Raw genomic sequence first — 24,194 nt, forward strand, 5'->3', positions numbered from 1 at the left:
CTGAACATTTTCCTATACTAACGATTGAATCTAAGCATTCCCTGCTGACTGATACATATAAAGCGCATAATTTGAACAATAAGCAACCTTGAATTAGTTAGATTTTGGTTATTTCTCAGTCATTATGACAAAGTTTACTCACATAGATCAATAAATAATTGACGGTTTTATCCGATCCCGAAAAAATGAGTATCCTGTCCGCTATCACTGCCAGTAAATAGGAAGCGAGAACAAAAACACAGGCCCCCGGAAGTATCTAGATACTTCTGGAGGTCTGTGTTTTTTTAGTTATTTTTCATTGAATGATTTTTAATCTTGTTTTATTCTATTTTTTCTCTTTAATATGTAACTGATCCCCATTACCGTTACTAAAAGTGCCATTCCTAAACTGCGCAATAAGCGATTTTGTTGCTCTCCTGTTTTTGGTAAAGTAGCTTTTCCAGATACGGTGGTTTTGGTCGTACCTGTAGAATTATTTTTTGTGGTGCTACCATTTTTTGAAGTTGACGTTTGATTTGATTCTTTCTTTTCGGTACTTTCTTTATTTTTATTCGTTTCAGTTGTGGTATCCACTTTACTTTGATCTTGTTTGTTGTCGTCATTCTCAGTTGGTTTATTTGTTTGATCCGTCTTTTCTTGGCGTGTAATTTCTGAGATGACTGATTTTTCTCCGGCTTCATTTTCTGTATAGTATTGAACTGTTTCCCCATTTGCTACAGCTTTAGATAAATAAATCGTCGTCGGTTCTTCTACTTTTACATCTACTAAACGAAAAGAATTGACCTTTTCTTGTTTGGCTTTTCCGATGATTTCCCCGTTCAAAACAACGTACATCGTTGTCCCTCCTGGAATAACCGCCGTCATTTGTTTTCCTTCTGTACCATAAATGAAAGCAACGTTTTCTGCTAACGCTACTGTTGTTTTGATTTTCTTATAGATAAACGTGATCGTGTTTGTTCCCTTTTCAATCATGACTTCTTGTATCGCTAACTTCGGATTAACTAGTTCATATCCTTTGATTAGCAACGCTTCTTCTTTGTGAAGCTTCCCAATCTCTAAATCAGTTATTACTTTTTTCTCCGCAATTGATTGACCTTGCTCATCGATATATCGGACAGTCAGATCGGCTTTTTCATTTTCTGACGGTGATGTTTCTTTGGTTTTATATATAAATGTAATGGTGTTGCCTTCACTTTGTACTTCTATCGTTTGGACTTTGGCACTCAGCAATTCGTATCCTTCGATAAGTAACGCTTCTTCCGTATATGTAGAGCCGACTTCTAAGTCTTGGATTATTTTATCATTAGCAATCGTTTGACCTTGCTCATCAATATATTTCACAGTCAAATCGGCTTTTTCATTTTCTGGCGGCGTTGTTTCCTTAGTTTCATATATAAATGTAATGATATTGCCTTCGCTTTGTATTTCTATCGTTTGGACTTTGGTACTCAGCAATTCGTATCCTTCGATAAGTAACGCTTCTTCTGTATGTGTAGAGCCGACTTCCAGGTCACTTATTATTTTATCTTCAGCAATCGATTCCCCCTTCTCATTAATATACTTAACAGTTACATCTGCTTTTTCTTTAGTCACTGGATTTTCATCATAACGGAAAGTAATGATATTGCTATTTGGATCCTCGGAAACATTGATTGTATAAGTTTCAGGCCCTACGATCGTGTAGCCATCAATCACCAGTGCATTTCCTATGTATTCTGTTCCAATCTCTAAATCATTAATTACCGTAGGTTCGGCAATCGGTTGACCAGTTTCATTATGTAAATACTGCACAGTGACTGATGAGAAGCTTTCTTCAGGACTATCTTCAATTTTTTTATAATAAAAATTGTGATACATCTCTGGCGTTTCCATATAAATAATCACTCTATCTGGAGAGATCAATTCATACCCTTCTACAATTTCAGCGAATAAGGTTACATTGTTTCCGACAAAACCGAATTCCTCTGAAAACCAAAGTGCTTTTTGTGTATCTACATCTACCCCAATGACAGATACCCGTCCTATTTCCGGTTCAGGCATGGATAGGTCCAATGTTCCTGAATCATGTGGTGGTTGCACCTCATCAATTATTTCGATTTCACTTACTGCGTTGGATGCTGCCAATACGTTAGGTGCTAGCAACCCCACTACAGTGGTCATCAGCAATGCTGAGTTCATAATTGTTTTCATTTTTTTTATTTTTTTATTTTGCTTTCTTTTCGTCATTTAATTTATCTGCTCCCCCAGTTATATTTGAAATTTCGCTAACCTAGCTTTTTCTTACTTTATTCTAAGGTTGGTTACTTTTATTTATGTACTTGAATCCGATTATCCTCCTCCTTAAAAAACGTTATTTAAAATAAACAATAGTAGTTTAACCTACATATTAATGTTACCTGTAACATATAAGATTCGCAAGATTATTTTATTATTAAAACAAGGTTTTCTGTGTGTTAAAATAAAAAAATATCTAGTTAAGAAATTAAAATTATGATTTTTACATTCTTAAAAAAATTCACAAACGTTATTTAAAATCCGATTCTGTTTATTTAGTAAAAATGATTGATTAACAAAAAAAGCCCGTCACGGTAAATGATTAATCATTTTACCATGACGAACTGGAAATTATTTAGATACATTTTAAAAAATAGATTTAACACATAACTTCTTTAATAAAAAAATTAGTTTACTGTTTGAGAAACATTTATTTCTGTCTTCTTACTACTATACTGACTCATATTTTTAAATAATTGTTGAAGTAACGGACTTTGATTGTGTCCTTCAATCGCTGCTTGATCACGCCAATTTTCAACCATGACAAATTCATTTTCAATATCGATTGATTCGTACAATTGATAGCTTAAGCACCCGTCTTCTTTTCTTGTACTTGCAACAAGTTCATTGACTTCCGCAAGAAATTCATTTCTTTTTTCTGGTTTGATTGAAAATTTTGCATTGATAACGATCATTTTTCCACACTCGCTTTATTTAAAAGTTGTAATTTTTTCTGGAGCCAATCGAACAGATTCATACCCTTCTTCTACTGCTTTCCCAACAGATAAGATCATCACTGGAACATAACGTTCTTTGTCGAGATCAAAAGCTTCAGCCAATTGGTCTGCTTCGAATCCCCCGATTGGATTTGTTTCATAGCCGTGACTACGAGCAACTAGCATGAATTGCATTGCAGCTAAACTAGCATCAATTTTCACAACGTCATTCATTTGTTCACGTGTAAAGTTTTGGTAATAAGGAAGGATCGCAGCAAGTTGTTGGTCTCGGACTTCTGCCGGCATTTTACCTTCTGCTACTGCTTGATCATAGATTTCTTCCCCATATTCGTAGCAGTTCATATCTCCAAAGATCATGACCATAGCTGATGAAGTATCATTTTGTCTCGTATTAAAACGGATCAATGGTTTCAATTTTGCTTTTGCTTCTTCACTTTCTGCCACCACAAAACGCCATGGTTGCATATTAACTGAAGATGGTGCTGTTGTTGTTTCTTGTATCATTTCTAACATTTCTTCATGAGAAATCTTAACCGTTTCATCATATACACGAACGGATTTTCTTCCAAATACAACACTTGAAAAATCATTGTTTACTAATTCTTTGCTCATTTCTCTCTCTTCTTTCTCCTAATGTAGTTAATAAAGTTTATTCAATAATTTTGTTAGTTCGGTGATTTCTTCATCGGTCAACGAAATGCACAAAGAGTCAGCGGACTGTTGATGATTATTTTCACACTTAGCCAGTTCTCGTTTGGCTGTATCCGTCAGTAGAACAAATACTTCACGATTATTCGCTGGATTGCGTTTTCGTGAAACATAGCCTTTTTCTTCCAATATCTTCAAATGTCTAGAGATAGCTGCATTGTCTATTTTTAGATCTGTTTGAATTTGATTTTGTAAACATTTGCCTTTTTCCCATAAAAACATCAGCATTTCATATCTCGTCAAACTGAATCCAGTTTCTTTCTCGAACAAAGCTGATCCTTCTTGACTGATAATTTTGATTTTATAGAGTAACTGACTGAGTTTTCTTAAATCCATCTCCATCCTCCTTCCGTTGACTTGTCAATTATTGACTTATCAATAATATAAATGTTTTAGTGAGACTTGTAAAGCATAAAATTTTGAATAACAAAAAAAAGAGAAAGCTATTCCTCTTTCTCTTTTAAACTATTTTTTATTTATGAGACAAGCGCTGGTTCATAAATTTTTGAAGAAGTTTCAAAAATGGCTTCTATAGTAGTTAAATCATATACATCCGTATATTTCGCAACCACTTTCCCACATTTTTCTAATATTTCTTCATGATCACTTTCTTGGTATTTTTCCACACATAACACGATACAATTTTCTAATTTATTAATGACTTCACCTACTACTACATGCTTTAAACCGATTGGCTTACACGCATATTTTTGTCCCAAAATGATTTCTTCGTTATTCATATCTCATCCACCTTTAATCGTTCTAACATTTTATAAAATGATAATAACATTAAAATTAGATTATGAAAACCAAAAACCATTATAATTTTAGAAAAAAATCAAAAGAACGACTATTTCGAGCGTTCTTTTGATTTCACTTGTTAAAGTTATTGAATTTTTTAAGAAATAACATCTAAAGGCACGATATCAATAAGCATTTCTACGTATTTCTCAAGATATTCTTGATCAATATGATCATACCCGCTTGTTACACCACAATCAATATCTAGAACGCCAATCAGATGTCCTTCTTTGATCATGGGCACAACGATTTCAGATTGAGCTGCAGAATCACAAGAAATATAGTTTTCATGTTTCTTGACGTCATCAACGATCAATGTAGTTTTTGTTTGTGCTGACTCACCACAAACCCCTTTTCCCATTGTGATCCTAGTACAAGAAACACGACCTTGAAATGGACCCAAAATCAATTCTTCGCCATTATATAGGTAATAACCTGCAAAAACTGTTTCTGGTAATGTCTCGTTCAACAAAGCAGAAGAATTCGCTAAATTTGCTAGCCAATGATCTTCTGCCTCTAATAATCCTTTTTGCTGTAATAATAAAATTTGATAGGCATCTTCTTTTTGCTTTTCTGTCCACAACATCTCAACCACTCCTTCTATGAAAAAATTATAGCTTAGAAATGATTTGCTGACTAGTCATTGAGAAAAAACTGACCTTACTAGACAGAAAGACGGGAAAAGAACATCCTTCAAATATAAAATACTTTCATTATTAATTTTTAGCACGGACTCATTAGAAAATTATTCTGCTTGCTGGATCTCTTGTTCCAAGTTTGCATAATCTATTGTCGTTCCAATAAACGTTGGATCATCGCTGGGAAAATGTTGAACAAGTGTTTCGATTTTACTGATTTCGACAGTGCCTTTTGTCAGCTCAAAATCAATGACATGCCCTCCGAATTGTTTAGCTTCATCGATATAGTGCAAATGAAATCCAGCAGCTGCTACTCCTTGAAACAGTTCTGGCGTATAAAATCCAACTAACGTTCCTTGACTATTTGTTTCATGAAATTCAGGTTGAGACTCTGATATTTTTGCTAATCTTCGGTAAGGCTTTTCTTGTTTTGGCATAATACGTGTGTGGACTGTTTTAAACAGCCCAGTAATTTTTATCGCTAAGAATAAGTTGTTTCCTGCTTGACTGGCTAAAATTGATTGTTTTAATTCTTCGCCTTTTGTTTGATTTTCGACTTCAAACCGTCCATCTGCAATGAATGGGGTGATTGCTGCATAAGGAGTGGTTTCTTTTCCTGTCAGCTTAACAACTACTCCATCGGAACGTCCTTGATAAGCTTCACCATCTAGGAAGATGACTTCCCCATCTAATCCATGTAGCGTTCCCAAACCTAAAGTCCCGTGTTTGAGTATCTGTTCAATCGTCTCAGTACCATCCATTAGTCCTGCCATCAATGCTCCTAGTGTTCCATGTTGAAAAAGTATTCTTTCACTCATCTTAGCATCTCCTTAATAGAATTGATCTGGTAAAATCGTTTCACCAAGTTTTTCATTGTCACGGTAATCGATTGGAATATCGATGATAACTGGACCTTGCGTTTTAAATCCTTCTTCTATTGCTTGTTCCAACTCAGCGACAGAGGTCACACGAAGCCCCTTAGCACCAAAAGCTTCCGCATATTTTACAAAATCAACCGGGCCAAAATCCACACCGGAAGCTCGTTGATATTTCATGATTTCTTGAAATTCTACCATATTGTAACGACCATCGTTCCAAATCAAATGAATGATCTTCAAATTTTTACGAACAGCTGTTTCTAGATCTTGAGCAGAAAATAAGAAACCACCATCACCAGATACCGAAATGATTTGTGTCTTAGGACGTACTAATGCAGCAGAGATTGCCCATGGTAAAGCAACGCCTAGTGTCTGCATCCCATTGCTAAATAATAGATGTCTTGCTTCATAACTTCTAAAATGACGTGCCATCCAAATGTAGTGACTGCCTACATCTACAGTAACAGTCATCTCATCTGTCACTTTATTTTGGAGTGTATTAATGACTTCTAGAGGATGTAAAATTCCTTCGCGGTCTTTTGTTGGCACAATATCACGCTCAGTTAATTTATTTTGCAAAAAGGCTAAGTATTCTTTCGCATCACGTGACACTTGATGCGGTGTTAAAGAATCCGTCAACAGATCCAATGTTTCAGAGATATCCCCGATTAATTCTCTTTCTGGTTGCATGTAAGAATCAATCTCAGCTGGTGTTTCATCAATAACGATTACTCGAGCATCTTTTTCAGCATTCCAGTTTCTTGCTTCATATTCGATTGGATCATACCCAATCGCAATCACTAGATCACTTCGTTTCAATAACATATCTCCTGGTTGATTTCTAAACAAACCGACTCTGCCAAAAAAATAGTTTTCTAATTTTCTAGAAATCACACCAGCGGCTTGGAAAGTTTCCACCACCGGCAAGCCTGTTTTTTCTACTAATCTACGGATCGCTGCTGTTTCTTTTTTACTTGAACCTCGCATCCCGATTAATAAAACAGGTAATTTCGCTTCTTGAATACGTTCCGCTAAATAATCGATATCGCCAGCAGAAGCAGAACCTAATTGTGGATCTTTTAGAGGTTTGATGACTTCATTTTTTACAGTCGCATCTACCACATCTTGTGGGATACTAATAAAGCTTGCTCCTTTTTTCGAACTTTTAGCCATTCGATAAGCATTGGCAATCACTTCTGAAATTGTTTCTGGATCTTGAATTTCTGCACTATATTTAGTGATTGGCTGAAATAAAGCAGCATTGTCCATACTTTGATGAGTTAATTTAAGTAGATCGCTTCGTTTGACTTGTCCTGCAATTGCAAGAACCGGATCACCTTCAGCCGTAGCGGTCACTAGCCCAGTTGCTAAATTACTAGCTCCAGGACCACTAGTAGCAATGACGACGCCTGGCTCGCCTGTGATCCGTCCAATTGCTTGAGCCATAAAAGCGGCATTTTGTTCATGTCTCGTAACGATTAATTCTGGTCCTTGATCTTCTAACTCATTAAACACCCCATCGATTTTTGCTCCTGGAATCCCAAAAACATATTCGACTTGGTGATTTGCTAAACTTTCTACTACAGCTCTAGAACCTTGTTTCATTTCATCATCCATTACAATATTACTCCCTTTTCATTAAACATTCTCTCGAAAAACGCTTTTTTATTAGTACAGTTTTACAAACTGTTTCACAAAAAGAGTGTAACACAAATTTTTTCATTTGTGTAGTAATATGAAAAATAAGCTGTAGTTTCAGAAAAATTCATGAAACTACAGCTCATTTGATTAGCGATACGATTTTCCCCAAATAGCTAACCCAAGCAATCTCTCATCGATTTGCGCAACTTCAGGCAGTAGCCCCCATAAACAATAACCATTTTTTTCAAATAAACGTTGACTCGCTTGATTACTATCAAAAATAAAAGCTAGCACTGTTTCAATGTTTAAGTGAGGGAGCTGTTTTTCTACAAAGTTCACAGCGTATTGCCCAATACCTCTATGTTGATAGACCTCATCAATATAAATACTGATTTCTACCGTTCGATCATAGGCAGGTCGTCCATAAAAATCGCTCAAACTGATCCAGCCAATGATTACTCCTGCTTCTTGCATGATCCATAGTGGGCGTTTCTTAGGATCATGGGCTTCAAACCATGCCAATTTATCCTCGATAGTTACGGGCGTTACATCGGCAGTTGATTGTTTCGTTAAAATCGATTGATTGTAAATCTCCACGATGCGAGGTAAATCTTCTTTAGCTGCTATAGAATAACGGATCATATAGTACACACCTTTTTTTGTTTAAAAACTATTATACCAGTTCAAATTTTTAAGACAAGAATCTACTGATAGGATCACTAATCAAAACAAACACGTTTTTTAGCAAATGATAGTTTTTACTTATTTTTATTACGCTTGTATTGATGGATGATTTTCAGTGCTCTTTTTTTCGTTTTGATGTTCGGACTCTTTAACCGACGATAGGCACTCGCTAAGTCTTGTTTTTCCATTGCTTTCTCCCTTTTTCAAGTCTATTTTTATCAAACAAACCGTTCACGAACTCAAATAGTAATGATTACGATTTACACAAACAATATAACTTCCCCAAAAAAAATTTGTCAATAAAAAATAAAATGAAATAACGATTATTTTATAATGTAAACAGCAAACAAAGATGGTATTATAAAGTAACAAAAAATTATCAAGGTGAGAAAATGAATAACACTCAATTAACGCTATATATATCCCTGGTCAAATTCCTCGGACAAGCTTTAGGGGAAAACTATGAAGTGGTTCTTCATCATCTGGAAGAAGGTCATTTTCATATCGCTGCCATTGAAAACAATCATATAAGTGGACGAGATATCCATTCTCCTGTTACTGGTTTCGCTTTAGAAATGGTGCGCTCAAAGAAATATCTTAAACAAGATTATTTAGTCAACTATGATGCACAAACAATCAACGGGAAAAAATTAAGAGGTGCCACTTTTTTTATACGCAATGATCAGCAGAAGATAGTCGGATTACTTTGCATTAATCAAGATATCAGCAAATATCAGTCACTCTCAAAGGAGATACTCGCATTAGCTGGCTTATCAACAGAAAAACAACCACTTGCAGTGTTTGATACGAATCACCTCCCCGAATCCGTTGAGATCTTGGAAGAAACCATTGAAGGGATTATCTACTCTATCGTCCCCTCCGATCTCTTGGACAAACAAACTCCTTTAAATAAAGAGTTGAAAATTAAAATCATTCGCCAATTAAATGAAAAAGGAATCTTCCAAATCAAAGGCGCTGTTTCACAAGTGGCTAAGATTCTCAACATATCAGATCCCAGCGTTTATCGTTACCTGAAGATTGCTGAAGGAGAAAAGTAAAGAGATTGCGAAAGCATCGGTTACCTCCAATGACAATAAGCAAGCATTTTTTTAACAGCTTCTCAGACATGATGGGCTTTGAAACTAAAGACGGCACTCCTCTTCACTAAGGCGTGCCGTCTTATTTCTTGGTTGTTTCACTTTTGAAACAGGCGAAAGCTATAGTAAAAACGATCTAATCAGCGAGTTGGTATCAACTCATTACCTAGATATCATTTGATCACTAATTGAACACATAACTTTTCCCATTGTCTATTACTCTTCTTCATTTTTTTTATTCAATGGTGCCAAAAACGCTTGTTTATCAAATGTTCCTTCCCACTTATCTACCATAATCGCAGAAACCATTGAGCCTGCGACGTTCAACATGGTACGTCCCATATCAACAATCGGATCGATACCAAATATCGCTCCAATACTTGTGATCGTGTGTCCAAACCCTAAGCCATTAAGAGTAACTGTCGCAGCAACGGTCGCCGTACCAGGTACACCAGCAATTCCGATGGATCCTACCGTAACGACAACGACCACCAAGAAATAAAAGGATAGATCCATTTCTGCGCCAACAGCTGATCCCATTAAAACACCAAGCATAGCAGGGAATACACCAGCACATCCATTCATACCAATCGAAGTTCCTAAAGTAGCAACAAAATTTGCCGTTTCTTGAGACACACCTAGATCTTCTTCCAGATTTTTCAAAGTATAAGGTAAAGTTCCTACACTTGAACGGGAAGAAAAAGCAAACAATAGTGTCGTAAATGCTTTTTTGTAAAAAACAATTGGATTCACACCCATGAATAGTAATAAAATGACATAAACGATCAACATCAAAAGAACACCAGTATATAGAGCTGCAATAAATCCGATCATTCCCATAATTGCTTGAATCCCTCTAGAAATAATTGTATTACTTACTAAAGCAACAACCCCATACGGCATCAACTTGATCACGTTAGTTAAAACGGAAATGACGGTTACTTTTAACGAGTCCAACAACGTAACAAAAGGTGCCACTTGATCCGGTTTTTTGACTTGTAAGAAGCGAATAGCTCCAGCAAACATAGCCGCTATGATCACAACCGATACAATACTCCCATTATCCCCCATCACACTAACTATATTGTTAGGTATCAGTTTCAAGAAAAATTCCGGGAAACTTTGCGAAGCAATATTACTAATACTTTCTGCTTTGTCTGCTGCCAAGTCTCCAGCAAACTCTGCACCGTTAAGCCGATAGAGTTTGACAACCGCAATCCCCAATGCCGCAGAGATAGCTGTAGTCCCTAGTAATGTTGCAAAAGTTTTTCCCGTCAAATATTTTAACCGTTCTCCTTTGACATCAATCACTACTTTGATAATCGATAAGAACACGACAGGAATAGCTAGCAACTGGATCATCTTCAAGAATCCTGAACCAACTAAGGCATACCAGGCATTGATTTCCGTTCGAGCAAATTCGGTATAAATTTCGCTATCGGAACCAATCAAATCAATGACAACCCCTAAAAGCAAACCAAGAATAAGAGCATAAATCATTCGTTTTGAGAAATTAATCCGTTTGTCTTTGAGGTACTTCATTACCCCAAGGGAGAGAATCAGCAAAGCGATTCCTCCCGCAGTATAATAATTACTTACTTTCAGAAATTGAGTAAAAAAAGGTGCATCGATCAATTTATTCATCCCCTTTATTTTGCAGTATTTGCTACAACATTTAGTGCTTCCCACGTAGAAGAAAAAGGTGGTGCATAAGCAAAATCAACAAATCCTAATTCTTCAGTCGTCATTTGAGCGTGTATCGCAACAGCTAAGCCAGTCGCACGAAGAACTGTTTCATTTTTCCCGAATAGTTGGGCACCATACAACACTTTTGTTTGTCGGTCATAAACCAGTTTGATCATGATTTTTTCTTGAGTTCCATAATAATTTGAGTGATTCATTGTCTCAATACATGTCGTTTTGATATCTAATCCTTTTTCTCTTGCCATTTTTTCAGTGATACCAGTCGCTGCTGCCTCATACCCTCCTACTTTGATCGCACTGCTGCCTAATGTCCCTGAATATTCCTGCATCTGTACACCGCTAAGATTAATCCCAACAATCCGTCCCATTTTATTCGCTGTAGTCGCTAAAGGAAGGTAAATATCCCCTAAGATTCGATGGGGAATCGAAGCACAGTCACCTGCCGCAAATACATCTTTTTGAGACGTTCTCCCATATGTATCGATTTTAATTGCACCATTTCCTAACAATTCCAATTGATCATTCAAAAAGCTGGTATTAGGAACAAATCCAGCAGCAACGATCACCGCATCCGCCTGATAACTTTCTCTATTCGTTTTGACAGCTACCACTTGTTCATGATTTTTTTCGATCTCTAGAACAGACTCCTCCAAGGAAACCCTTACATTTTCTTCTTCAATAGCTTCTTTAATTTTAGTAGAAAATTCCGGATCAAATGAACGATTCATCAAGTGAGGAGCCATCTCGATCAAATGAATATTTTTTCCTGCTTTCGTTAACTGATCAGCTACTTCAATGCCAATAAATCCACCACCCAGGATGACAATATTTTGATAATTTGATAATTTTTGCTGTAGTCGTTTGACTTCATTAAGTTTCGTAATCGTATACACATCACTAGAATCAATACCAGCAATGTTAGGAACAAACGGCTTTGCACCGACAGCCAGCATCAGACGATCATAAGTTTCATGACTTACTTCATTTGTACTTAAATTTTTTACAGCTAACGTTTTAGTGGCAAATCCGATTGATTCTACTCGATGGCGCAACAATAATTTAATTCCTAAACGTTCGATTTGTTCAGGCGTTCGAGCAAACATCTCTTGTTCATCATTAAATTCTTCACCTAAATAATAAGGAAGCCCACAAGCGCCGAAAGAGATATAATCCTCTTGTTCAATCACGATGATTTCTGCATCTGGATTGACTCTCTTTGCTTTGGCCGCCGCACTCATTCCTGCAGCAATTCCACCAATGATTATTATTTTCATTCTTTCTTCCTCTTTTCTTATGCTTTAGATAAAATCCATTCGATTTCTATTAAAGCATCTTTTGGTAAGGCAACGACTTGAAAAGCTGATCGTGCTGGGAAACGTTCACCAAAGTGTTCTGCGTACACTTGATTAAATGCTTCAAAATGATTCATATCAGTTAGAAAACAAGTCGTTTTAACCACTTGATTCATGGTCAAGTCTAGCTCCTCCAACACTTGTGATATATTGATCATGATTTGGTTCGTTTGTGCTTTAATCTCTTCAGAAACGATTTCACCAGTGGTTGGATCGATTGGTAACTGTCCAGAAACAAAGATCAAGTCTCCCGCCACGCGGTATTTTTCATACGGTAATTTGTTGCTACTCATTCTTTTCCTCCTTTAATAATTTTTTATCATGGAATACAATTACACTAAAAAATTATCATATATTTTTAAGGCAGTCAACCACTTTCGGAGTTTTTAAAAACCGCAAAAATTCTTTTATTTAAAATAAAATCATAAAAACTAATGTTATTTAAAATCTAACGCAAGCAATTAATTTCATTGATAATTTTTTATCAAGAAAGCGTTGACATAACGGAAATGAATGTGTTATTTTTGAGATACATGAAGTAGGTTTGGAGGAAACCCATATGAATATCAATACAAAAATTCTACACGATTACCCAGTCATCGACCCAGTTACAGGCGCATCGTCGATACCTAAATATCAAACTTCCACGTTTCATCAAAAAAATGTCTTCACTCACACAGGTTTTAGTTACACTCGTTTTGGTAACCCTACTGTCGAAGCGGCGGAAAAATGTATTGCTTCATTAGAAAACGCGCAGTTCGGTTTAGCCTTTTCATCAGGAATGGCTGCTATTAACGCTGTCCTGTTCCTTTTATCCAAAGGAGATCATTTAGTACTAGGTAAAAATATTTATGGTGGAACCTTCCAAAGCATCCATCTTTTCTTAGCTCGTTTCGGGATCGATTGCACTTTTGTTGATGAAACGGATATTGATTCTTGGCAAAAAGCGATTAAAAAAGAAACAAAAATGTTTTACATTGAAACTCCTTCCAATCCATTATTAACAATCACTGATATAAAGAAAGTGACTGAATTGGCTAACGAGTATCAGATCTTAACAGTTGCAGATAATACATTTATGACACCCATTTCACAACATCCTTTAGATTTAGGTGTTGATATCGTGATACATAGTGCAACAAAGTTTATCAATGGACATAGTGACGTTGTTGCAGGTTTGGTCGCTACAAATAACGAGGAGCTGTATCAGCAATTAAAGGAACATCAAAAAGCACTGGGCGGGATTTTAGGTCCTGAAGATGCTTGGCTACTATTGCGCGGCGTTAAAACGCTGGGGTTAAGAATGGAAAAATCAGTTCGAAACGCTAGTGAATTAGCTAACTTTCTCGTCAATCATCCGAAAGTAACAAACGTTTATTATCCTGGTCTTGAACAGCATGCTGGACATTCGATCCATCAAAAACAATGCGAAGACTGTGGGGCTATTTTGTCATTTGAAGTAGATTCAGTTAAGCAAATTGAAACCTTATTCACACACTGTCGTGTACCAATCGTAGCTGTCAGTCTCGGAGGTGTGGAATCCATCCTTTCTTATCCTTGGGCGATGTCTCATGCCAGTATGCCTGAAAAGGATCGATTAGCGATGGGTGTCACTGAAACTTTAGTTCGGCTTTCATGCGGGATCGAAGATGTAGAAGATTTGATCGCTGATCTTGATGATGCGTTAAATGCTATGTAGTTTCACTCACTATCTGATATTCATGGTGAGTTCTATCATCGAAAATAAGCCGGATAATCCCAAAATAGTTCCTCCTATTTGGGATTATCCGGCTTATTTCTTAGAGTTAGACACTTCCGACACGCCTTCTTTTTCATCAAAATTTTTTTATTTCATCATTGGTAAAAATTTCAGAACTGTTGTATTTGGGCTATAAAAGTTCTCTTAACCAACTGTTGGCTAACATGGACTAATATCTTATTGTTCTAATAAATACCGATCGTAATTCTCGATTTTCTTATGTAATCGTGTTAAACACTCTTGCATCTCATCGATCTTTTGAATCAAATGCTGTCTTTCTGTCATCAATAATTGCTTCCTAGCAGCAATTGTCTGGTCTCCTTGCTTACACAATTTATTGTATTCGATCAACGACTCAATGGATAAACCAGCATTTCTCATACAAATTGTAAAATCTACCCAGTTGAGGTCTTCTTCTGTATAATCACGGATTCCGCCTTTCGTGCGATGTACAGGCGGAATGAGACCAATTTTCTCATAATAACGCAATGTATCGGGCGAGATCCCTTTCGCTTCGCTCACTTGTTTGATGTTCATAGTTGATATCCCCTTTTTTCTGCTCCATCTCGTTCATAATTGACTAGCCTAACATTTATCTGCTTGGCCAAAACCAATAAACGAATGGAGATTTATGCATGATCATCGTCGCATTTGAAACAACGTACAAAAAATGATCTAGTCTTTCGGCTCTCACTATAAGGGATTTTTCTCAAAAAAGCTAGCAGACCTAAAAAATTCGAGAAGTAACGAACCATACAGCTCCTGTTACTCCTACGAATTTTCTCTTATCATTCACTCGTACATCAAGATGTGGATTTTATTCTTTGTACACGAAATGCTTGATTCTTTGCTAAATAAAAAGGGCGTAAGTATGCAACCGTATTGGAAAGCGGTAAAATGTCTTTACTTAAATCAATGTTTAGCACTTCTTTCAAATACGTTTGACGAATCATAATGCGTTGCCATAATTCTGGATACTTTTCTTTGATTTTTCCTTGCAATGCCTCATCAGCTAATACCACACATTCTTCCGCACTAACACCTGTATAACCCGGAACTGAAGGAATGATATCTAGTTGAAAAATCATCCCACTTTCAAGTATTTCTTGCGACTCTTGATAAATAGGTGAAGCTAACCACTCTTCATCTGCTGTCAAGTGACCAGGATTTAAATGCCAATGGAACTGTTTTTTTGGTAAAACAGTCTCAACTAGTTGATAAACTTCTTCGCCTCTCATCCCCACTTTGATTGTTTCTAACCAATGAACAATTGCTTGAAAATAAGGTTTAGCCACTTTTTCTAAATAATCCGCTTGCTCTGATGGAAGTTGTTTTTCATGTTCGATGACAAACCCGGTTCTGCTAGATAGACCACCTTTAAACCCAGTAGTTAAAGACAACGCATCCCCAAGTTTAATTGTTTTATCGGTTGGGTAAAGATTAGCATATTCGAAACGTTGCCCTGTCGCAGCAATTGTCACTACCGTGTTCGGTTGTCCTTTTCCATTTAACAATGCTCCAATTTCAGACTCTTTTACACCTACTTCAATCTTGTTTAGTGCTTGTAACATGCAACTAGAAGCTAGATTGGCACCAAATTCATAATGAGCGATCTCATTGGCGTTATTTGTTCTCCGTATTCCTTTTTCCCCGATCAACAGCGAACTAGCATTTAGTAGTTCAGTCGTTTCACCTTTTGCTTTTTCGATTGCTTCAATAATAAAGTGAGGAACATCGAATAGCTTGTTCGCTTCTTTCTTCCGTGTAGTAAACATTTTCCAACCAACTACCCCGATTTTTTTCTTTTCAACGAACCCTAACGAGGTAAATAATTGTTCTAAAGGTTGTTCGTGATCCATTGGTTGATTCGGCAATGAAAAAGGTGGATAATGAACCAATTCTGATTGGATTCGTGCATGTTTACATAGTTTCAGATTTTCATTTCCCAAAATCAAGGTACTTTTTCCACTATCTTCCATAACAAATAATCCTTCTTCAAACCGTGGGATAAATCCCGTAAAATATTCAAAATTGCTACCATGCTCACGATCTGCATAAATGATTAGTGTGTCAATCGTTTCTTCTCTCATCCTTTGTATCATTCGTTTTTTTCTCATCTCAATCGTTTCATCTGTTAAGAAAACCGGTGAGACATCTGCAAATGTTTCCGGCTCAGTCAACACATCTAAAATTATATTTTTCTTTTCCATACTTACTCCTTTATTGATCTAATATAAGACATTCCACCTGATTATTTATCAAAGCTTGTTGCAACTGCTTGCTGGGAGGTTGATCTGTTACTAGAAAATCAATCTCTTTTAAATCACAAACCTTAAAAAAACCGGTTTTATCCATTTTTGTATGATCTGCTAAAGCAACCACCGTTTTTGCCTGTTTGACCATTTGGCGTTTGACAAGTCCTTCTTCTTCCGTATGGATGAATATCCCCTCAGACGATAAAGCAAAAACACCTAAAAATGTATAGTCTACACTGTATTGTTTTAATTTCTCAATAGTATCTGCGCCATGTAAAAAAAGTTGTGTGTTGTGCAATTTTCCCGGCAATAGCGTAATCGTAGTTGCTGACCTTTTTGCCAACAGCATCGCATGAGTCAAAGAATTAGTGATAGCTGTCAAAGGTTTCATCCCTATTTGATTGATCACACTTTCTACAGTAGTGGAGGAATCGAAAATAACCGATGAATTGTCTTTAATGATAGCTGCAGCGGTTTTTCCTAACTGAAGTTTCACTCCATTTAATTTAGTTGAACGTTGCTCATAATCAAAAATAGTTGCTTCTCTTTCTAATAAAATCGCTCCGCCGTGTGTTCTGCGAACTATATTTTTTTCTTCTAACTTCATTAAATCACGTCTGATCGTGTCTTTAGATACTTCCAGCTGTTCTGCTAAGTCATCAATCGCAGCATTTTGTTTTTCTTTCATGATTTTGATTATTTTTTTCAAACGAATTTCCCTCAGCATGAAACCGCCTCCCTTAAGTCACTTTACTACAGTTTGCAACTCTTTGCAATATTTTGCAATATATCGCATTTTGTCGCAAAAAAATTGCCAAATGTAATCAAATGATTTGTGCTATAATAAGCAGACAGCGATGATTCCGTTACTGATATGGAAAAATCTTATATAGGAAAGTAGATGAATCTATGAAAATCGTTCCTCCAAAAATTTCTCCCACATTACCACTTAAGCCCTTTTCTACAATCTATTCCGAAGAGGAACCAATGCTTGAAATGTGCAAAGTAGCCAATGACGAAGCAATCGAAGCATTTTTCGATCGTCCCCGTTTTTACAATATGGAATTTGATCACTGTCAATTTACAAATAGCGATTTTAGTCAGGTCGAGTTCGTAGATGTTCGCTTTAAAAATTGTGATCTTTCCAACGTCAATATGACAAAAGCCTCTATCCACCGAGTAGAATTTATCAATTGCAAACTACTTGGGACAACCTTTCAAGAATCAACGATTAAAAACGTTACTTTTAAAGATTGTCTAATCAATCTAGCTGCTTTTGGCTATGCTAAAATGGAGAATAATCAATTTTGCCATTGTTCATTGGAAAACGCCGATCTTTATCATTGTCACTTCAAAGGAATCATTTTTGACAATTGTGAATTGAACGAAGCGAATTTTCAGCAAACCTCTTTAAAAGGCGTTGATTTAAGCTCCTCTAATTTTGAAACATTAGGCATTACGATCAATGAATTAAAAGGTTGCCAGGTCTCAACCTACCAGGCCTTAAAATTCTCTACATTGTTAGGTCTAATTATAAAAGAGTAAGTGAATAACCTAGGTTTAATTCCCTAGAAGTAATACGATGAACACCATAAAAAGGTCATGAAAGATACAGTAAGCTCTGGTTTGTTCGGAGCTATTTGTTTCTTTCATGACCTTTTTGAACTATCTTTCTTGGATCTAATACTTATTAAACAGACTTCACTGTTTCATCTTTATGTTTACGAGCGGTAATCACGTAAGCGATAACCAACACCAATTTCAGTAATGATATATTCAGGCTTTAACGTATTTGTTTCAATTTTTTTGCGGATATTCGACATATTGACTCGCAAAATTTGGGAATCTTCGCTGTATGGTCCCCATACTTGGGTCATTAATGTTTGGTAAGTGACTACTTTACCAATCTGCTCAAATAAACATTTAAGTAATCGATATTCGTTTTTTGTTAAATGGATTTCTTGGTCATTTTTATAAACCAACTGCTTATCAAAATCGATTTTCAATGCATTATTTACTACGATCAACGTCTGTTCTTCTTTGGTTTTCTTATGGCGTAAAGCTGTTCTTATACGAGCTAGAAGTTCGTTAGTCCCGAAAGGTTTGGTGACGTAATCATCTGCTCCTAAATCAAGGGCGGCTACTTTTTCATTTTCGTCCTTTCGTGCAGAGATCACCACGATAGGAAGATCCATCCGTTTCCTCAATATTTTCAAGAGATCCATTCCATCAATATCAGGTAAACCTAGATCAAGTAAAATGACATCAAATGTTTCTGCCTGTAAAGCAGTTAAAGCTTCCATCCCATTTGCTGCTACCGTTAATCTATATTGTTCTCGCTCAAAAACCACTTCCATGAAGTCGGTAATATTGGGATCATCTTCGATCAATAAGATCATCTTATTCATAAAAAACTCCTTACTTTAAATAGATTCGGACAATCGTTTCCCCATTATCGGCAATCATCTCCATTTGTCCGTTATGAGCACGAATGATCGTGTTGACAATACTTAAACCAATTCCCAATCCGTTTTTAGAATCAACAGGCACCTCATTTGGTTGAGTCAGATTATTTTGGATTTTTTGAAATTGTTCAATAGGAATCTCACCCTTATTTCTAATCTCAATCCTCGTTTCTTCTCCATTTTGGCTCACAGTCAATCGTACAGGTTGCTGTTTTTCACCGTGTCTCAAAGCATTCTCAATCAAATTGAACAAAGCTTGTTCAATTAAAATAGGATCTGCTTGGATGAATAGCATGTTTTCTGGTAATACGACATCTAATTGGCTATCTGGATACACTTTTTTCAAATGACTATACACAGCTTCGATAATTTCTTCAATCGGTTCCGCTGATTTATTCACTTTCATTGTATTCATGTTGATCCGTGTAATCGATAATAAATTTTCCACCATTCGAATCAACCATTGGGACTCATCTTGAATATCTTGCAATAATTTTTGTTGGGTTTCTTTCGACACACTTTTTTCATTGTTTAACGTCTCCGCAATCCCTGAAATTGCCGTTAATGGTGTCCGCAAATCATGCGAGACCGCTCGGAGCAAATTGCTGCGGACTCTTTCTCGTTCATTCTCAAGTTCGATTTGCTCTTTCTCATTTTTCAATTGATTTTGTTCCAGAATCGTTGCCAGTTGTGTAATGAGCAACTTTAAATAGTTTAGTTGATCGTTTTGTAGGTCGTGGGAATGACTTCGTTCCATTCCTAAAACAGCTACGACTTTTCCATTAGTAAGGATCGGCAAATAGAATCCTTTTGCTCCTCCGAGGGTATCGGTTCCATTTCCTGCTTCCTGTTGATTTTTTGCTGTCCAAACAGCTACTGCAATTTCTTCACTGATGTTAAGTCTTGATTTTTTCCGATCGACACGATGCACACTTTTCACTTGTCCTTCAGAATCAAAGAGAACCACTTCCCGATCTAACAAACGTGAAAGATACGTCGCAGTAATATCAAAAATTTGTTGTTGATCTTGTGCCAACACATATTGTTTATTCAATTCATAAAGAATTTCCATTTGATGCTCTTTTTCCATAGAATAAACTGCTTGTTTTTTTAACCGCACCATTAAGTTACTAATCATCAGAGCAACTAAAAACATGATCAAAAGAGTGAACGGATAGCCTTGTTTATAGACTGTCAATGAATAAAGCGGTTCAACAAAAAACCAATTGAACGATAGTACACTAAGGATTGATGCTAAAGCGCTCCAAAAATAACCGGAAGTCATCCGAGCGACTAATAAGACGAAAAAGAGATAGATCAACATCAGATTTTGATCACCGACGTTCAAATACTGCATCAACTCAGTAATTAAAGTGGCACAAAAAACAGCACCTAATGCATACCCTAGATCTTTCCCGCCGCCTTCAATGATTTTTCTTGTATGAAATAAAAAAGACGGTCTAGTTTCTTGAAATGGGATCAAATGGATCTCTGTATCATTCAATCGCTTCAGCAATCGGTTTTCAAACGATTCTAAAAATAATCGTTCATACCATGGTTGTCGTAGATTCTTTCCCATGATAATATCTGTAATACCAGTCATTTTAGCGTATTCAACGATCGTTTCAAAGCTTCCTTCTTCTTCCATACTGATCACTTCTCCACCAAGTTTGTCGGCAAGAGGTAAATTTGTTGGCGTGTCTTCATGTGAACGAATCTGAATCACGACCCATTGCGCACCTAAGCCTTGCGCCAATCTTGCAGTCCAACGAATACACTTTTCTGCCATTTTAGGAAAATCGTCATTAACAATAGTCAACAACTTGCTTTGGATTCGATTGGTTTGACTACTGACTTGATTGATATGATCGGAAGCTCTTTGGATCGCTAAACCTCTCAGATGGTTCAACTTTTGTGGGGTAAAAAAATTTTTTAAGGCTCGTTTTGCATTTTCGTTGGTATAGATCTTTCCTTCTTCTAACCGTAAGATCAATTCTTCCGGCTCAACATCGATCACTTTCAAAGATGCTTGTTGAAAGAAAGTGTCTGGCACGGTTTCTTTTACTTCCACACCTGTTACATTAACAACAACATCATTCAAACTTTCGATATGTTGCACATTAATCGTTGTAAAAACGTTGATTCCAGCATTCAGTAACTCTGCCACGTCTTGGTAACGTTTCTTATTTCTTGAACCATGCGCATTGGTGTGTGCTAATTCATCGATCAAAACTACTTCGGGCTTTCGCTTGATCAAGCGATCAATATCAGGTTCAAATAAAGTGATTGATTTGTAATTGATTTCTTTGGGTGGGATCTGAGGCATACCTTCGAGTAGTTGATTCGTTTCTGGTCGATCATGAGGCTCAATATAGCCAATCACGACATCTTTACCTAAGGCAAATAATTCTCTAGCTTCTAAGAGCATCGCATACGTTTTACCGACACCAGCCGCAAAACCAAAGAATACTCTTAGTTTGCCCTTCTTCCCTTGCTGTCTTTGCATAAAATCTTCTGATACACTCGATAACGACATCCTTTCCCCCTCCAACTTATCCTTTATGTAAGTCTGAGCCATTTTCCGATTGGCTAAAACCAATCAAGAAAATGGCTAGAACCGATTATGAATCAGACATCTGATCTAACGAAAGATTCAATTGTAATACATTAACGTATTTGCGATCTGAAAACCAATCCTTATGGCTGTTTTTTTCTATTATAGCATAGATATCCGCTTCTTTAAGACCTCGCTCTTGAGCGATTTTTGACACTTGAAAATTGGCTGCTTCCACACTGATATCCGGGTCTACACCACTTGCCGAAGCAGTCACTAGATCCACCGGAACTTCTTTTTGCGCTGGGTTTTCTTGAAGTTGTTTTTTCGTTCTCTGTTCCACACGTGAAGCTTGTTCCTTGGATACCGGTGACAGTTGGCTAACTTTTTCATTCCGTCCAGAAAAATAGCGAGTTGATTCAAAAGGTTGCCCAATCAACTTCGAACCTATGACTTTCCCATCATTGGTAACTTGGCTACCATTAGCTTGTTCATTGAAAAATAGTTGACCGACCCCGGTAACTAGCAATGTATACCCCCCTCCGAAAACAAGTAAACTTAACAATAAAAAACGAATACTTCCTATAACTGTTTTTCGCATCACTTTTCTCCTTTACAAAATCACGAATGATAAAATGACATCAATCAGTTTGATAAAAATAAATGGTGCAATGACACCTCCTAATCCATAGACAAGTAGATTATGTCGCAGGATTTGACTAGCTGGTTTTTCCTGGTAAGCAACACCTTTCAACGCTAACGGGATCAATGCCACAATCACCACCGCATTATAAATGACCGCAGATAAGATAGCTGTTAAAGGCGTACTAAGTCCCATGATGTTCAATTGATCTAATTGTGGATAGATGCTATAGAACAAGACTGGGATCACCGCAAAATATTTAGCAACATCATTGGCAATACTAAAGGTCGTTAACGCTCCACGAGTCATCAATAGTTGTTTGCCGATTTGAACTACTTGCAGGAGCTTCGTAGGGCTTGAATCTAAGTCGATCATGTTCCCTGCTTCTTTGGCAGCCTGGGTTCCTGTATTCATTGCCATCGCTACATCAGCTTGTGCTAATGCCGGAGCATCATTCGTTCCATCACCCGTCATTGCTACAAGGTGACCTTTTTCTTGGTACTCACGGATTAATTCCATTTTGTTTTCTGGTGTTGCTTCTGCCAAAAAGTCATCAACGCCCGCTTCTGCTGCAATCGCTGCCGCCGTCAAAGGATTATCCCCTGTGATCATGATCGTTTTGATCCCCATTTTCCGCATATCTGCAAATTTTTCTTTCACACCATTTTTTACAATGTCTTTGAGATAAACGACACCTAAAACTTGGTAATTTTTGACAACTACTAATGGCGTTCCTCCTGCACGTGCGATTTGAGCCACTAATTGATCACATTCTTCAGGATAGGTATGTCCATTTGCTTCCACATATTTTTTCATAGTGTCAGCCGCGCCTTTACGAATTTCGTCCCCGCGATAATCGATCCCGCTCATTCTTGTTTTGGCACTAAAATCAATAAATTTCACCTCAGATTGCTGAAATTCACGTTCCCGTAGATTGAATCGTTCTTTGGCTAAAATCACAATGCTTCTGCCTTCTGCTGTTTCATCTACCAAAGAGGAAAGTTGGGCAGCATCCGCCAGTTCTCGTTCACTCACTTGATGAACTGGTAAAAATTCACTTGCACGTCGATTGCCCAGCGTAATCGTTCCTGTTTTATCCAATAATAAGACATCGACGTCTCCTGCCGCTTCGATTGCCCGACCACTCATGGCAATGACATTTTCTTTTGTCAATCGACTCATACCAGCAATACCGATCGAAGAGATCAACGCACCAATTGTCGTGGGTGCTAAACAAATCAATAACGCAATCACAATGATTAACGAAAGCGGGCCACCTTTTCCTGCCAGCAGACTACTAAAGTGAGTAAACGGGATCAGCGTAATCGAAACTGTTAAGAAAATGATCGTCAAAGTGATCAAAAAGATTTGCAGCCCGATTTCATTCGGTGTTTTTTTTCGTTGGGTGCCTTCCACCATCGCAATCATTTTATCTAAAAATGATTGCCCGTTTTCGGAAGTGACCCGTATCACTAAATAATCAGAGACGACTGTCGTTCCTCCTGTCACAGCGCTTCGATCCCCTCCGGATTCCCGAATGACTGGTGCTGATTCTCCAGTAATGGCACTTTCATCGACGGAGGCAGCCCCTTCGATGACGTCCCCGTCTGCTGGGATTTGTTCACCTGCCTGGACATAAACCAGATCGTCTTTTTTCAAATCAGAAGAACGGATCTCAATAAAGTTTTTTTCTTGCACATCTTCTAAACGGGTGATCTTATAGGTCATTACTTCTTTCTTCGCTTGCTTCAAACTATCCGCTTGTGCCTTCCCACGACCTTCAGCAACGGCTTCAGCAAAATTGGCAAATAATAGAGTCAACCATAAGAAAACCGTAATCGCAAGACTAAACCATAACGGTACATCCATCGGGTAAAAACACAAAATGGTTGTCAAAATCGCGTCTAAATAGACAACAAACATGACTGGGTTTCTTAATTGCTGTCGTGGGTCCAACTTCTTGAACGATTGACCCACAGCCCATAAATAGATTTTTTTCATTTT

The 24,194-nt window shown here is 37.1% G+C and carries 23 protein-coding genes; 3 read left to right on the plus strand and 20 right to left on the minus strand.

What is annotated here, in order from left to right; genetic code table 11:
• Nucleotides 1-309 precede the first annotated feature (309 nt).
• The 10 genes from IGJ18_RS09255 to IGJ18_RS09300 form a co-directional block, all read right to left on the minus strand.
• Nucleotides 310-2,226: a MucBP domain-containing protein gene (locus tag IGJ18_RS09255; RefSeq protein ID WP_438843248.1), complete on the minus strand. Its 1,917-nt coding sequence runs from the start codon at nucleotides 2,224-2,226 to the stop codon at nucleotides 310-312.
• Between the two features lie 455 nt (nucleotides 2,227-2,681).
• Nucleotides 2,682-2,969 (minus strand): putative quinol monooxygenase, encoded by a 288-nt coding sequence (locus IGJ18_RS09260; protein ID WP_010718425.1) that lies wholly within the window; start codon nucleotides 2,967-2,969, stop codon nucleotides 2,682-2,684.
• A gap of 15 nt (nucleotides 2,970-2,984) precedes the next feature.
• The gene (locus IGJ18_RS09265; RefSeq protein ID WP_010718426.1) at nucleotides 2,985-3,623 is read right to left on the minus strand and encodes a nitroreductase family protein; all 639 of its coding nucleotides are present in this window, start codon (nucleotides 3,621-3,623) and stop codon (nucleotides 2,985-2,987) included.
• A 27-nt stretch (nucleotides 3,624-3,650) separates the two neighbouring features.
• Nucleotides 3,651-4,055 (minus strand): MarR family winged helix-turn-helix transcriptional regulator, encoded by a 405-nt coding sequence (locus tag IGJ18_RS09270; protein WP_010737892.1) that lies wholly within the window; start codon nucleotides 4,053-4,055, stop codon nucleotides 3,651-3,653.
• A 140-nt stretch (nucleotides 4,056-4,195) separates the two neighbouring features.
• Complete coding sequence (locus IGJ18_RS09275) at nucleotides 4,196-4,459, minus strand: hypothetical protein (RefSeq protein WP_010718428.1); 264 nt, start codon at nucleotides 4,457-4,459, stop codon at nucleotides 4,196-4,198.
• Nucleotides 4,460-4,617: 158 nt separating this feature from the next.
• On the minus strand, nucleotides 4,618-5,103 hold the full coding sequence (locus IGJ18_RS09280; protein WP_438843459.1) for a GAF domain-containing protein: 486 nt from the start codon (nucleotides 5,101-5,103) through the stop codon (nucleotides 4,618-4,620).
• A gap of 162 nt (nucleotides 5,104-5,265) precedes the next feature.
• The gene (gene budA / locus IGJ18_RS09285; protein ID WP_034700785.1) at nucleotides 5,266-5,976 is read right to left on the minus strand and encodes an acetolactate decarboxylase; all 711 of its coding nucleotides are present in this window, start codon (nucleotides 5,974-5,976) and stop codon (nucleotides 5,266-5,268) included.
• Nucleotides 5,977-5,988: 12 nt separating this feature from the next.
• On the minus strand, nucleotides 5,989-7,653 hold the full coding sequence (gene alsS / locus IGJ18_RS09290; RefSeq protein WP_034700787.1) for an acetolactate synthase AlsS: 1,665 nt from the start codon (nucleotides 7,651-7,653) through the stop codon (nucleotides 5,989-5,991).
• Between the two features lie 171 nt (nucleotides 7,654-7,824).
• Nucleotides 7,825-8,319, minus strand: a complete 495-nt coding sequence (locus IGJ18_RS09295; protein ID WP_010718432.1) for a GNAT family N-acetyltransferase — start codon at nucleotides 8,317-8,319, stop codon at nucleotides 7,825-7,827.
• Between the two features lie 116 nt (nucleotides 8,320-8,435).
• Nucleotides 8,436-8,549, minus strand: a complete 114-nt coding sequence (locus tag IGJ18_RS09300) for a putative metal homeostasis protein (protein WP_010718433.1) — start codon at nucleotides 8,547-8,549, stop codon at nucleotides 8,436-8,438.
• Between the two features lie 204 nt (nucleotides 8,550-8,753).
• Here IGJ18_RS09300 and IGJ18_RS09305 point away from each other — a divergent pair, with 204 nt between their 5' ends.
• The gene (locus IGJ18_RS09305; protein WP_010737898.1) at nucleotides 8,754-9,419 is read left to right on the plus strand and encodes a helix-turn-helix transcriptional regulator; all 666 of its coding nucleotides are present in this window, start codon (nucleotides 8,754-8,756) and stop codon (nucleotides 9,417-9,419) included.
• A gap of 255 nt (nucleotides 9,420-9,674) precedes the next feature.
• On the opposite strand, the gene IGJ18_RS09310 is transcribed toward IGJ18_RS09305, so the two are convergent.
• The 3 genes from IGJ18_RS09310 to IGJ18_RS09320 are packed head-to-tail and all read right to left on the minus strand — an operon-like array spanning nucleotide 9,675 to nucleotide 12,807.
• Nucleotides 9,675-11,093 carry a cation:dicarboxylate symporter family transporter gene (locus IGJ18_RS09310; RefSeq protein ID WP_034700793.1) on the minus strand — a complete coding sequence of 473 codons (1,419 nt, stop codon included), beginning with the start codon at nucleotides 11,091-11,093 and terminating at the stop codon, nucleotides 9,675-9,677.
• Nucleotides 11,094-11,107: 14 nt separating this feature from the next.
• Nucleotides 11,108-12,436 carry a CoA-disulfide reductase gene (locus IGJ18_RS09315; protein ID WP_438843249.1) on the minus strand — a complete coding sequence of 443 codons (1,329 nt, stop codon included), beginning with the start codon at nucleotides 12,434-12,436 and terminating at the stop codon, nucleotides 11,108-11,110.
• Between the two features lie 17 nt (nucleotides 12,437-12,453).
• The gene (locus IGJ18_RS09320; RefSeq protein WP_438843250.1) at nucleotides 12,454-12,807 is read right to left on the minus strand and encodes a Rid family detoxifying hydrolase; all 354 of its coding nucleotides are present in this window, start codon (nucleotides 12,805-12,807) and stop codon (nucleotides 12,454-12,456) included.
• A 266-nt stretch (nucleotides 12,808-13,073) separates the two neighbouring features.
• Between IGJ18_RS09320 and IGJ18_RS09325 the strand changes: the two genes are divergently transcribed.
• Nucleotides 13,074-14,213 (plus strand): trans-sulfuration enzyme family protein, encoded by a 1,140-nt coding sequence (locus IGJ18_RS09325; RefSeq protein WP_034700797.1) that lies wholly within the window; start codon nucleotides 13,074-13,076, stop codon nucleotides 14,211-14,213.
• Nucleotides 14,214-14,450: 237 nt separating this feature from the next.
• On the opposite strand, the gene IGJ18_RS09330 is transcribed toward IGJ18_RS09325, so the two are convergent.
• The 3 genes from IGJ18_RS09330 to IGJ18_RS09340 all read right to left on the minus strand — a co-directional run bounded on the left by IGJ18_RS09330 (nucleotide 14,451) and on the right by IGJ18_RS09340 (nucleotide 17,255).
• The gene (locus IGJ18_RS09330; RefSeq protein WP_010718439.1) at nucleotides 14,451-14,810 is read right to left on the minus strand and encodes a MerR family transcriptional regulator; all 360 of its coding nucleotides are present in this window, start codon (nucleotides 14,808-14,810) and stop codon (nucleotides 14,451-14,453) included.
• 266 nt (nucleotides 14,811-15,076) lie between these two features.
• On the minus strand, nucleotides 15,077-16,483 hold the full coding sequence (locus tag IGJ18_RS09335; protein ID WP_438843251.1) for a M24 family metallopeptidase: 1,407 nt from the start codon (nucleotides 16,481-16,483) through the stop codon (nucleotides 15,077-15,079).
• A 10-nt stretch (nucleotides 16,484-16,493) separates the two neighbouring features.
• Nucleotides 16,494-17,255, minus strand: a complete 762-nt coding sequence (locus IGJ18_RS09340; protein ID WP_438843252.1) for a DeoR/GlpR family DNA-binding transcription regulator — start codon at nucleotides 17,253-17,255, stop codon at nucleotides 16,494-16,496.
• A 260-nt stretch (nucleotides 17,256-17,515) separates the two neighbouring features.
• On the opposite strand from IGJ18_RS09340, the gene IGJ18_RS09345 reads away from it, so the two are divergent.
• Nucleotides 17,516-18,073 (plus strand): pentapeptide repeat-containing protein, encoded by a 558-nt coding sequence (locus IGJ18_RS09345; RefSeq protein ID WP_349699847.1) that lies wholly within the window; start codon nucleotides 17,516-17,518, stop codon nucleotides 18,071-18,073.
• Nucleotides 18,074-18,249: 176 nt separating this feature from the next.
• Here IGJ18_RS09345 and IGJ18_RS09350 read toward each other — a convergent pair whose 3' ends face one another.
• The 4 genes from IGJ18_RS09350 to kdpB form a co-directional block, all read right to left on the minus strand.
• The gene (locus tag IGJ18_RS09350; protein ID WP_010718443.1) at nucleotides 18,250-18,936 is read right to left on the minus strand and encodes a response regulator transcription factor; all 687 of its coding nucleotides are present in this window, start codon (nucleotides 18,934-18,936) and stop codon (nucleotides 18,250-18,252) included.
• Nucleotides 18,937-18,946: 10 nt separating this feature from the next.
• On the minus strand, nucleotides 18,947-21,529 hold the full coding sequence (locus tag IGJ18_RS09355; RefSeq protein WP_274456562.1) for a sensor histidine kinase: 2,583 nt from the start codon (nucleotides 21,527-21,529) through the stop codon (nucleotides 18,947-18,949).
• Nucleotides 21,530-21,614: 85 nt separating this feature from the next.
• A complete protein-coding gene (locus IGJ18_RS09360; protein ID WP_207427099.1) occupies nucleotides 21,615-22,148 on the minus strand; it encodes a potassium-transporting ATPase subunit C in 534 nt (177 codons plus the stop codon).
• Nucleotides 22,149-22,160: 12 nt separating this feature from the next.
• Nucleotides 22,161-24,191 carry a potassium-transporting ATPase subunit KdpB gene (gene kdpB / locus IGJ18_RS09365; RefSeq protein ID WP_438843253.1) on the minus strand — a complete coding sequence of 677 codons (2,031 nt, stop codon included), beginning with the start codon at nucleotides 24,189-24,191 and terminating at the stop codon, nucleotides 22,161-22,163.
• Nucleotides 24,192-24,194 lie beyond the last annotated feature (3 nt).

This window comes from Enterococcus sp. AZ078, assembly GCF_051714985.1.
Lineage (GTDB): Bacteria > Bacillota > Bacilli > Lactobacillales > Enterococcaceae > Enterococcus_B > Enterococcus_B hirae.